The sequence below is a fragment of the Peribacillus simplex genome (assembly GCF_001542915.1).
Lineage (GTDB): Bacteria > Bacillota > Bacilli > Bacillales > DSM-1321 > Peribacillus > Peribacillus simplex_B.
This window is the reverse complement of record NZ_LNNH01000028.1, coordinates 160,432-169,454: the sequence shown is the minus strand read 5'-3', so window position 1 is coordinate 169,454 and position 9,023 is coordinate 160,432. Positions and strand designations below refer to the sequence as shown.

Below are 9,023 nucleotides of genomic sequence, written 5' to 3'. Positions count from 1 at the left end.
TTCGCTGCCATGAATGTAAAGAAGATGGCCACTTGGACATGGCAAGGTCCTAAAACGGCTTAACATAGCGGCTCGAAGAGCCCAAATCTCGTAACCTTTGGTTAAAATTTCAAAGGAATTTCAAAAGAGGTTCGGAATTTTTTAATTCCGAACCCCTTTTGTCTACAAACTGAGACTCGATAGAAATCGAGTTTGTCTTCAGTATTTTGTTTGAAAAACCGTCAATTGGATGTTGAAGCTCCTCGCTCTGCCAGCAGGAGCTCTCCATCCATTCCAGTCCACTGCAGGCACGGGTGTTCCGGGATCCTCCTCGGCGAGGGGGGTACTTCAACAGCCTTCCTGCAGGAGTTTCGAATGCACCGATCTAATCCACTAAAATAAAACAGTCGGATAAAGCCATTTTAGCCTTCAGTCTTTATTGGTCTGATTCAGGGGAGGCAATGGTTGTGTGAATGGTTACATTCGGGAACTTTTTGGGAATATTATGGGGATTAATAACTGATAGTTAAATGGAAGGCGCTGGGAAATGGCTATTATTCCATTTCCCAGGGGTTACTATTTTCCAAAGATAAGAACTGCGGATGGATTTTATATAACCAATCGAAAGCATAAAAATTGAATCTTTTCCTTTCAGTGGCCGTATATATAAAATAAGAAAGCAGGTGGGTAAATATGGATGAAATGAAACGGAGCAATAGTAAAGCGATTGTCACGCTGATTATGGGGGTACTGTCCTTGCTGATTCCTTTCATCGGAATCATATTGGGTGTACTAGGACTAATATTTGCGTCAAAGAGCAAAGCAGAAATGAAACTTACTGGGGAATCGGGGAATGGTTTAGTGACAGCAGGAAAAGTATGCAGCATAGTAGGAATCATTTTGAATGTTGTCGCGATATTAATATTCTTCGTGTTTTTTTATTTTGCCGTAAATACGGACATTACGACCTATTAATAACAAAAAATAACTTGACAAACATAGAAAAGCTAAGATAAACCTCATTTTACATGAATTTCATGTTATAATTAACTTATATTTCTAAATATTCAAGAAGGGATGATAATTTGACCATTCAAATCTTTGAGTATCCAGCCGTATTCTATTATGAAAAACATCCGTTGATTCTTGATTCTTTCTCTGTTCAAGTTTGTTTTCCGGATTTCAGGCAAGAGGGATTTGTATCTTCAGTTAGCGGCAGGAATCGGATAGATGCCTTAGCTTGTGCTCAAGAACTATTGGAAACGATGGTCGAACATTTCATTCACGATAAAAAAACGATACCGGATGCAAGTGAAATGGAAAAGGTGAACCTTGATAGGGGAATTAATATATGTGAGTCAGCCCCCTTTCGAATCGAAATCGAAAATATCACATACGAAAAATGAAAACCTTGCCTGGTAAAGGACAGGGTTTTTATTTTGGTTTCTGGATGATGAAAAGGGGATCAATGTAAAAAAACGAAGCAATAGTGGGATCTCACCATATTGGAATCTATAGAGGAAGGATCGGGAGGTAGGATACACATGCATGACTATCTTCAATCGATATGACCATCATTACTAAACACGATGATGGTATTTATTTTGGGTAATAAATTATTTTTTTATTTTTGGGGAAAGGATATTGCGTTCTTTATAACGAATATGTATAGTATAGGTAACATAGGTAAAAAGTATCAATAGTCTTAGATTTTGGAGGTGTATCCGTGAAATATTATATGGCATCAGACGAAAAAAACATGAAGCAAGTTAGGTCATTGATTAAAAAATTGACGTCAAAAGGGTTTGCATGTGTAAATGATTGGAATTTACAAATCATTGAAGAAGAAAACCAACTTGCGGATGGCATTGGCGAATACGAAAAAAAGGGAATTGAGGAAGCGGACTTTATGCTAATCTTCCTAACAGCAGGAAAGGGGAACCTTTCCGAACTTGGATATGCATTATCATTGAACAAGAAAATTGTTGTGTATTCACCGGAGAAAGACAACTATCATATTAATAAAAAATCGATTTTTCATAATTTGCCAGGTGTAACCATTTGCAGCGGTACATTTTATAAGCTGGTTAAATTGATACATACACTTTCACCGGAAGAATCCGAAAAAGAGAATTCCGTTCACATGGATTAATTGTCGAATATAGAAAAATTAAACGGCTACCCTCTAATAAAATATCTTTTGAACGTACTGTTTAATGTATTTTAAATGAGGGTAAAGACGATTAAAAAAGGAGAGGACTGTTTTGGCCGTTATTGATATCGACCAGTTATTGCTAGCTACTGAAGAAATTGCAGAAGAATCAGTTCCATTCCATCTTGATACATTTGACATTGATCAGCTTTTAGATAAAACGGATAACTGGAATTGGTAAGGCTTTCTTTACATGAAAAAACCTGATTACCCAATAGGACATAGGAAGGTAATCAGGATTGAGGCTGTTTGGGATTGAAATTAGAACTGACGTCCCTTTACCAATCCTAAAATCACAAACATTAAGATGGAACCGATAACGAAGGTTGATTTTATGATCGTTATGAGAAGTTCATCGTACATTTGATTTTCCTCCTTATATGTAATGAAAGGCAGTGCGATTATGATTCGCTGTTCATGAATAAATTATAACATAAAGCCGGATGTGTATGTGGGAAATTTATGTTGTTCTGGGTAATGTTGTGTGACTGAATAGGGGACGGCAAAAAAAAGATATCCTCTCCTGCGGATATCAGAATGACCGATTATTTTAATCCAAGCGCTTTTTTTGTTTTGGGCCCAACGACCCCATCTGCTGTAAGTTTTTTTGCTTTTTGAAATTTTTTTACGGCAAGTTCGGTGTTGCTTCCAAATTCCCCGTCTATCCCTTTTGTATTATATCCAAGTTTAGTTAGCCTTTTTTGCAATTCGACTACTTTAGGACCATTGCTTCCTTTTTTTAGCGTCGAATAGCTTGCCTTAACAGGGACACTATTTGGACCGGTCACTTTATACCCATTTTGAGCAGCGATGCTAGAGAATGGTTTATTAGAACTGGCAATCAAGACGACTGTGTTCATCCTCACTTCATCATACAGCCATTGTACATCTTCGTTATACATTCGAATACAACCCGCACTTATATATTTCCCAATGGAGTTTGAGTCATTATTGCCATGTATGGCATACGTATTCCCCGGTGTATTGCGTGCATTGATCCCCAACCATCGTTTTCCCAGCGGATTCTTTGGATCTCCTCCCCTTATGTTGCCCTTGTAATAGGGACGATTCACGATCTTCGTCACGATCTTGAACTTTCCTTCAGGGGTATAGGAAGCTTTCTTTCCCGTTGCTACTGGAAACACCTTCACTAATTTGTCATTTTCATAATACGCCAGCTGATTATTGGCTTTATTGATAATAATCAGTTGTCTGGTTGCTGCACTTGCTGAGTGCTCGAACCCCAATAAACTAAAGACGAATATTAATGCAAATACAATCACTTTTTTCATGTTTTCCCCGTCCTCAATAAAAGAAATCTTATCTTTACGCATATACCATCTTATGCGTGAAGCTTGGCAAAAGTGACATTTTTTAAAAGGGAGGGTACACTTATGGGGGAGCGTCATTCCAGCCTATACTACCCTTTAATTGACACATAAGGAATGGTGGGCACTGTTTTTGGCCATATTACATACATTATTGAATGATTAAAGTGAAAGCGGAGGTGGGAAGCAATTGTCACGCCCAAAAGTCGAGGACTATTTAGAACAAGGGATTTATGGTCCTAAAGAGATTAAGCCAGGTGAACGAAAAGAATTTCTTGGCACTTTAAGGGAGCGCGTCGTCATTGTCTTGAAAAAAAGCCAAGTTTTTGAAGCGAATGTGTATCCGGAGATAGAGCAAATGATGAAACGGCATTCCGGTGCAAACTTGTTATTGAATGGTCAGATGGATTATCAATACCTTGGCAAATATATTAAATTGGCTGCGGTTCATAACATTCCTTATAAAATTGTCCTGAACCAAGACCATGACTCTGAATTGGGTCTGGTGCTAGCTGAAAAAGATGCGATAAACAAAGAAGAGATTTTTATAGAGAAGCAAAAACAGGTCATTCCGGTAAAGAAAGAGAAGAGCATGAAATCGGATGTAAAACGGTGGGTCAAAAGAATATTTAATAAACACGGATGATTCTATCTATATAAAAACAAGGAGACCGTTCTGACTGGGGCAGGTCTCCTTTTAAACGCGGCTAAAGGTCGGACATTTACATCTATATCGACTTCTTTCTTAATCGATGAAACTTCCTGAAGTTGCCGATGATCGTTTTTACCACGGAATACGTGGGAATCGCGATTAAAATGCCGATGAAACCGTAGATTGAACCTGCAGCAAGTAACAATAAGATGATCGTTAAAGGATGGATATTGAGGCGTTTACCCATAATATTCGGGGTAACTAGATGGCCCTCTACTTGTTGAACGACAGTGAGGACGATGATCACTTTAACGGCCATCCCGACGTCTTGCTGCAAAGCAATGAAAAGGGCAGGAATGATGCTTATTAATGGTCCTAGAAATGGAACGACCGTAAAGATCATAGCGAGTAGGGCCAAGACAAGCGCATAATCCAGATCGATGATCAGGTAGCCTATATACATTAACGTTCCAATTACCAGTGATACGATGAATTGACCGATTATGTACGTTGAAAGTGTTTTATCCACGTCTTTTAAAATCGTGTTTCCCTCTGATTCCACGTCACTTGGAATATATTTTAGCAGGAAGGGTCTGAGCTTCTCTCCATCCTTCAAGAAATAAAATAAAATGAATGGTGTAATCACAAGTACTGTTAAGACGCTTGTTATCGTGGTAAACACGGTACTGACATTCACTAAAAGTTTTTCAGAATAATCCTTCAAGTGTTTCCCTGCATTTTCTTTTAAAGCTTCCGTATTGATCATTCCAAAGTCATTTTTTTTGATCATATTTTCAGATTCTTTAGAGATTTCCTTGACTTTGTTCGGTAAATCTTCCGATAGCTTTTGAAATTGATCGACCACTATGGGACTTCCAAAGTAGCTTGCTGACCCAATCAAACTAAAGATAATTAAAAAGACAGTGAAAATGCTGATGGTTCTAGGGATGAATCCAGTTAATAAGTTAACGACGGGCCGTAATACATAATATAATAGCCCCGCCAATATAATCGGGAAGAACATGGCTGCAATGATGCTTTGCAGCGGCTGTATAAGATATTCAATCTTACCTAGTAAAAAAATGATTAAAATGATCAATATAATCGCACAGGCATATTTAAAAAATGGTTTATTGATCCACAAAAAAATCCCCCCCCCTAATTCCATCTCTTCCTTGATTCCCTTAAATGGCTGAAAGTTAAACTATGTATCATCAACGGTATGAAAGAAGTTTTTAAATCAGGAAAAGAAGTGTGAAGAAACGAAAAAAGACCTTCGTTATTCAAATAATGTAAGGTCGAAAAGTATGCCGATCCAGGAAGTCGGGGCTTAAACCGAATTCGAAAGTAACATGCGTTTTTTTTAGGCAGGTCCTTTTCGTAATGGTGGTCGTTTTTAAAACGAATGGAGAGAAGGTGGAGACTCGTGCGTGAGCAACGGGACAGGTTTTCACGCCGAGAAGGCTTATCGCTTCCATTTGTAAAGCTGAGCATTGGAGGGGAAATCAACCAAACTTCATTTGGTGAATGCAACAAAGGATGCGAAAACAAAAAAAGGAGGCAATTCAAAGATGTAAGGGCACCATATAATAATTATTATGAAATAATTTATTGAGTAAGCACAAGGTCTTTCGTTATGATATAATGTACGAACATATTGGCTTTATTACAGGGGATTTGTTTCAAGAAACTTGAATTTTCCCTTGAAAAGAGAAGCTGATACAGACGAAACGAATATTGTTTTTGGTAAGATTAGGATACTCAGTCTTTTGTTCAGGATTCATACATAAGTAAAACGGACAAATTCAAAATATTTTAAAAAAATTCCGAAAATTTCGTCTTAAGGACTTGAACTATGATTCCTGATAGGAGTAAACTAATGAAAGATAGATTTTATGGAAGTGAAATCTTGTAAATTTATTCAGCAAGGGGTTTTGGTAATGAAGGAACATGACATGCAAATCACGCTTAGCACAACAAAGAAGGAAAAACCACAGGCGGACCAGCTTGAGTTCGGTAAGCATTTTACCGATCATATGTTTATTATGGATTATACCCAAGGACAAGGGTGGCATGATCCAAGAATTGTTCCTTATCAACCGCTCTCATTAGAGCCGTCAGCGATGATATTTCACTATGGACAATCCGTTTTTGAAGGATTGAAGGCCTATTCCACACCGGAAGATGAAGTTATTTTATTCCGTCCCGAAAAGAATTTTCAGCGCTTGAACAGTTCAAATGGCCGGTTATGCATACCGGATGTCGATGTGGATTTTGCATTGAAGGCATTAAAAACCTTAATAAGCGTCGATAAAGAATGGATACCTCAGGAGGAGGGGACATCGCTATATATCAGGCCGTTCATCATAGCGACCGAGCCATACCTTGGTGTTTCCCCGTCACACAAATATCAGTTCATCATCATCATGTCACCTGTCGGATCATACTATAAAGAAGGGATTCATCCCGTAAAAATTGCGGTGGAGTCAGCCTTCACCCGTGCAGTGAACGGTGGTACGGGAGAAGCCAAAACTGGTGGCAATTATGCTTCGAGCCTCAAGGCACAAGAAGTATCCGAAAAGATGGGCTATGCTCAAGTTCTCTGGCTGGATGGAGTAGAGAAAAAATATATTGAAGAAGTAGGAAGCATGAACGTATTCTTCAAGATTAACGGTGAAATCATCACTCCGGCTTTAAACGGCAGCATACTTTCGGGGATCACCCGTAATTCCATTATAGAATTGCTAAAACACTGGAATCTTCCCGTTACGGAAAGGCGGATTTCCATGGAGGAAGTTCATGAAGCCCATAAATCAGGTCTCTTGGAAGAGGCCTTCGGAACAGGAACAGCCGCTGTCATATCGCCAATTGGTGAGTTTTTATGGAACGGTGAGGAAATGGTCGTTCAAAGCGGCGAAACTGGTGAATTATCCAAAAAACTTTATGATACACTTACTGGTATTCAAAGAGGTAAAATTGCCGATGAATTAAACTGGACGACGAAAGTTGAAGAAAAAGTCACTCATTGATACTTATTCAAAAAAGGGTTTCGGGATGGAGTTTCTTCCGAAACCCTTTTGATTTTGTCCTATTCTCTATGTAGCGGTGATAAAAGGACAGGATGGCAGAAGAAGATAAGGAGGATGATATATGCCTAATCATTCAAAAGAGGAATTACTAGCTGGTGGTAATGTTTCAAAAGTTTCCAGGTCAGGTGATACAGTTAGACGGGATATTAAGCCCAATAGCAAAAGGATTCATGCATTATTAACCCATCTTGATCATAAAGGATACGAATATGCTCCTAAATATCTTGGCATGGATGAAAAAGGAAGGGAAATTCTATCGTACATCGCAGGAGAAGCTGGGCATTATCCATTAAAAAAATATATGTGGTCAGATGATGTCTTACGAAAAATTGCCCAAATGCTTCGTCTCTATCATGATTCTGTAAGCGATTTTTCATTTGATGATGGTTGGCAATCAACCGACAACACCCCACAGCCTGCTGAGGTGCTTTGCCATAACGACTTTGCCATATACAACATTATTTTTCACGATGAAACGCCGATGGGAATCATCGATTTTGATGTAGCGGCACCTGGACCACGACTTTGGGACATAGCATATACTCTATACACTTGTGTTCCATTAAGCAGATTTCATCTTAATGAAACAGGAGAAGAAGTTCATTATCATTCAAGTCAAGATGCTGCCCGAATAAGAAACAGAGTTCAATTGTTTTTTGATTCTTATGGTGAAGGAGTTGCAGTGAATTATCTGGAAATGGTGCTGCTGCGATTAGAAGGATTATGTAAAACCATAGCAAGAAAAGCGGGTGAAGGTGACCCTGCTTTTCAAAAGATGATAGAGGAGGGCCATATTCGGCATTATCAAAATGACATGACATTCATTTCCGAACATCGGAATGACTGGACATGACGCACTCTTCGGTCAAGGAGCTTCAATAAGGAAGTTTCCTTGATGTTTTTCTCTTGGCCCAAGGCTTAGAAAAACTCGCTAAGATCAGGTTTGTACATGGTCTGGGGCCTTTTTTCTCCGAATATTCTATCCCTTTACATGATCATCTTACTTCTTATAGCGACTGCTACAGCCTCCGTTCGGTGTGTAGCCCCCAATTTCCTGATTGCAGAGGAGATATGATCGCGGACGGTATATTCGCTTACTTGCATTTTTGGGGCCATTTGCTTTAATCCCAAACCATTGGCTAAATGTTGTAAGGCTTCCACTTCACGTTTACTTAGAAGGTATTGGGGGGGAACGGCAGCGAAGGTCGAGCTGACCGCAAGACTCAAATAATGGGAAAGCATCATTAACTCATTCTTCGTAACCGGTTCATTTGAATTTTCGGGATCGGCCAAAACGAAACCTATTGCCGTTCCCTTTAAGATGATCGGGATGATCGCCAATGAAGTAATGTCAAACCTTCTTATGTATTTAGCGGGGATCGCGGATTTTGCATGCTGAATCGTTAAGTATATCGGTTGTTTATGGACGACTGCTTGGTGAATGGGATAGATATCGTGAATATTCTCTTTAACTTGTTGTAAAGAATAGGTATCTTCACTTGTACAGGCGCATATTCCTTCACCCATACCCGTCAAACTTGAGTAATTGAATAGTGATGCTCGCTGAAGCGAAAAAAAGTCCACACATCCCCTTACAATCATTTGTGATTTATGAGCACCATTTTTTTGATCGGAAATCTTTTGAACATGGTTCATTACAGTTTCCTCAAGCATTCGACTTTATTCCTCCCTATATTTTCAGTGCTATCCTTGATCCTACTAATATCTTACAATAAAATGAAAGCCCTTACAATCATTATGAT

10 protein-coding genes are annotated in these 9,023 nt (G+C 38.9%); 7 read left to right on the top strand and 3 right to left on the bottom strand.

Annotated elements, in window-relative coordinates; genetic code table 11:
* Positions 1-672: 672 nt before the first annotated feature.
* The 4 genes from AS888_RS14990 to AS888_RS26855 all read left to right on the top strand — a co-directional run bounded on the left by AS888_RS14990 (position 673) and on the right by AS888_RS26855 (position 2,372).
* On the top strand, positions 673-954 hold the full coding sequence (locus AS888_RS14990; protein WP_061142948.1) for a DUF4190 domain-containing protein: 282 nt from the start codon (positions 673-675) through the stop codon (positions 952-954).
* Positions 955-1,064: 110 nt separating this feature from the next.
* On the top strand, positions 1,065-1,385 hold the full coding sequence (locus tag AS888_RS14985) for a type II toxin-antitoxin system HicB family antitoxin (protein WP_061142947.1): 321 nt from the start codon (positions 1,065-1,067) through the stop codon (positions 1,383-1,385).
* Positions 1,386-1,705: 320 nt separating this feature from the next.
* Complete coding sequence (locus AS888_RS14980; protein ID WP_061142946.1) at positions 1,706-2,131, top strand: nucleoside 2-deoxyribosyltransferase; 426 nt, start codon at positions 1,706-1,708, stop codon at positions 2,129-2,131.
* 112 nt (positions 2,132-2,243) lie between these two features.
* Complete coding sequence (locus AS888_RS26855; RefSeq protein ID WP_260320224.1) at positions 2,244-2,372, top strand: hypothetical protein; 129 nt, start codon at positions 2,244-2,246, stop codon at positions 2,370-2,372.
* Positions 2,373-2,736: 364 nt separating this feature from the next.
* On the opposite strand, the gene AS888_RS14975 is transcribed toward AS888_RS26855, so the two are convergent.
* Positions 2,737-3,483, bottom strand: a complete 747-nt coding sequence (locus tag AS888_RS14975) for a L,D-transpeptidase family protein (RefSeq protein WP_061143016.1) — start codon at positions 3,481-3,483, stop codon at positions 2,737-2,739.
* A gap of 226 nt (positions 3,484-3,709) precedes the next feature.
* On the opposite strand from AS888_RS14975, the gene AS888_RS14970 reads away from it, so the two are divergent.
* Positions 3,710-4,165 (top strand): YueI family protein, encoded by a 456-nt coding sequence (locus AS888_RS14970; protein ID WP_061142945.1) that lies wholly within the window; start codon positions 3,710-3,712, stop codon positions 4,163-4,165.
* A gap of 82 nt (positions 4,166-4,247) precedes the next feature.
* Here AS888_RS14970 and AS888_RS14965 read toward each other — a convergent pair whose 3' ends face one another.
* Positions 4,248-5,315, bottom strand: coding sequence for an AI-2E family transporter (locus AS888_RS14965; RefSeq protein WP_061142944.1), 1,068 nt, complete (start codon positions 5,313-5,315; stop codon positions 4,248-4,250).
* A gap of 796 nt (positions 5,316-6,111) precedes the next feature.
* Between AS888_RS14965 and AS888_RS14955 the strand changes: the two genes are divergently transcribed.
* Together AS888_RS14955 and AS888_RS14950 are read left to right on the top strand one after the other, a co-directional pair.
* Entirely contained in the window at positions 6,112-7,200 is a 1,089-nt protein-coding gene (locus AS888_RS14955; RefSeq protein ID WP_061142942.1) for a branched-chain amino acid aminotransferase, read from the top strand.
* A 121-nt stretch (positions 7,201-7,321) separates the two neighbouring features.
* Complete coding sequence (locus AS888_RS14950) at positions 7,322-8,113, top strand: phosphotransferase (protein WP_061142941.1); 792 nt, start codon at positions 7,322-7,324, stop codon at positions 8,111-8,113.
* Between the two features lie 134 nt (positions 8,114-8,247).
* On the opposite strand, the gene AS888_RS14945 is transcribed toward AS888_RS14950, so the two are convergent.
* Positions 8,248-8,934: a response regulator transcription factor gene (locus AS888_RS14945; RefSeq protein ID WP_061142940.1), complete on the bottom strand. Its 687-nt coding sequence runs from the start codon at positions 8,932-8,934 to the stop codon at positions 8,248-8,250.
* Positions 8,935-9,023 lie beyond the last annotated feature (89 nt).

What these genes read in the sequence shown, in the direction of transcription:
- AS888_RS14990 (WP_061142948.1), top strand. Translation starts at nt 673, where the DNA reads ATGGATGAAATGAAACGGAGCAATAGTAAAGCGATTGTCACGCTGATT.
- AS888_RS14975 (WP_061143016.1), bottom strand. Translation starts at nt 3,483, where the DNA reads ATGAAAAAAGTGATTGTATTTGCATTAATATTCGTCTTTAGTTTATTG.
- AS888_RS14955 (WP_061142942.1), top strand. Translation starts at nt 6,112, where the DNA reads ATGAAGGAACATGACATGCAAATCACGCTTAGCACAACAAAGAAGGAA.
- AS888_RS14950 (WP_061142941.1), top strand. Translation starts at nt 7,322, where the DNA reads ATGCCTAATCATTCAAAAGAGGAATTACTAGCTGGTGGTAATGTTTCA.
- AS888_RS14945 (WP_061142940.1), bottom strand. Translation starts at nt 8,934, where the DNA reads ATGCTTGAGGAAACTGTAATGAACCATGTTCAAAAGATTTCCGATCAA.